The 343-nt window shown below is 57.1% G+C and carries 1 protein-coding gene; it reads right to left on the bottom strand.

Translation table 11 applies throughout. From position 1 onward, the window contains the following. Positions 1-303 (bottom strand): helix-turn-helix domain-containing protein (locus EVC45_RS45260; RefSeq protein ID WP_248295556.1); only part of this gene is annotated, 303 nt, incomplete at its 3' end. Between the last annotated feature and the right edge of the window lie 40 nt (positions 304-343).

Raw genomic sequence — 343 nt, 5'->3', positions numbered from 1 at the left:
CGCGGCTTCCACGACCGTGGCGATCATGGCATCAGACAATGCGCGGGGACGCCCGCCTTTATGTCCGGTCAGCAAACCACAGAGGCCATTGTCGTTCCAGGCGTGCGCCCAGTTGTACACTGACTTTTTGCTCACATCGAGTTCGAGCGCGATCTCATGGACCCGCCGACCGCGGCCGAGCTGCAGCAGACCCAGCCCACGGGTTCGAAAGTCCTCATGGGGATGTTTGAGCGACAACTGTTGCAAGGTCTTCTTCTCCGGCTCGGTCAGTTCAACGGCACATTTCATCGGCAGACAGGTCATCAGAATCACATTGCCTGTCAGACCCCATATTTTGAAATTC

It is taken from the genome of Paraburkholderia sp. UYCP14C (assembly GCF_004197395.1).
GTDB lineage: Bacteria > Pseudomonadota > Gammaproteobacteria > Burkholderiales > Burkholderiaceae > Paraburkholderia.
This window is presented reverse-complemented; position numbering and strand designations above follow the sequence as displayed.